This window comes from Pseudomonas sp. CGJS7, from assembly GCF_036961695.1.
On record NZ_JBAMDI010000291.1, the window covers coordinates 1 to 1,535 of the forward strand.

The following is a 1,535-nucleotide window of genomic DNA, read 5'->3' on the forward strand; positions in this document are numbered from 1 at the left end:
TGGTTTTACTCTCACCGCGCAGGGGGCGAACGGTTCCAACGTCGACCCGAGCGAGTCGATCGATCTGAAAAACACCGACGGCAACATCGTCGTCAGCAAGGCCGGCACCGACAACAACGTCAACTTCGATCTGGCCGACGACATCACCGTCAACAGCGTCGTTGCGGGCAACAGCCGTCTGGACACCACCGGCCTGACCATCACCGGCGGTCCGAGCGTGACTGCGGCTGGTATCAATGCCGGCAACAAGGTCATCAGCAACGTCGCCGCTGGCGTCGCGGGCACCGATGCGGTCAACAAGAGCCAGCTCGATGCGGTCGCCGGCGGTTCTACGACCCAGGGCATGAACTTCACCGGCAACGATGCCGCCGCTGGCGTCGTGCACCGCGACCTCGGTCAGACGCTGTCGGTCCGCGGCGATGCGGCCACGGCCGGCGCGTATTCCGGCGCCAACGTCAAGACGGTGACCGACCCGGCCACCGGCGCGATCAACGTGCAGCTGGCCGAGTCGCCGAAGTTCGGCAATGTGGTGATCAACGACGGCGGCGCCGGCAAGATCACCGGCGTGGCCGCGGCTGGTCTGAGCGCAGCGAGCACCGATGCGGTCAACGGCTCGCAGCTGTTCCAGACCAACCAGGACGTGGCTGCGCTCGGTAATCGCGTGACCACGAACGAAGGCGACATCGCCGCGCTCAACGCCGTGGTCGGTCCGACCGATCAGGCCTACCAGGACGCCAACGGCCACGGTGTGCGTTATGTCCGCACCAACGAGGGCCCCAACGCGCAGTCGGATGCCTTCGCGACCGGCGCCAACTCCACCGCCGTCGGTTACAACGCCCGCGCGGCCGCCGACGAAACCATCGCGATCGGCGAGAACGCGTTGGCCAATGCGCTCAGCGGCCTGGCCCTCGGTTCGGGTTCGGAGGCGACGGCGCAGTACGCGATCGCCATTGGCGATGAGTCCACGGCCAACGGCGATTTCTCCTTGGCGCTGGGCGACACGGCCACCGCCAGCGGCAGTTCGTCGATCGCGACGGGCCTGGCCGCGCAGGCCAGCGCATCCGGCGCTGTTGCGATGGGTTCTCAGGCGCGTTCGACCGGAGTCGTGGCATTGGCTTTGGGCAGTAGCGCGGAGGCGAGTGCCACCAGCACGACGGCGATTGGTTCGAACAGCCGCGCCAGCAATGCAAGTAGCGTAGCGCTGGGCTCGGATTCGATCGCCGATGGCGCCACGCTTGGCCAGGCGGCTTATGTGCCGACCGATTCGACCTATACCGTCGCCGCTCCCTTCGCGCTGAGCGAAGTGTCGATCGGCAAGGCGGGCAGCGAGCGCCGTTTGTCGAACGTGGCAGCGGGCGCCGTCGATACCGACGCGGTCAACGTCAGTCAGCTCAAGGCGGTGGACAGCAAGATCACCTCGCTCGGGGAGGATTCGCTGTTGTGGGATCCGGCTGCCAACGGCGGCGCGGGTGCGTATAGCGCCAATCACTTGGGCAGCGGCCCGAACAAGATCGTCAACGTGGCGGCGGCCGATC

At 66.8% G+C, this 1,535-nt stretch carries 1 pseudogene; it reads left to right on the forward strand.

From position 1 onward, the window contains the following. Positions 1 to 1,535 (forward strand): annotated as a pseudogene (locus V7787_RS52740) (hypothetical protein); the annotation flags it as partial.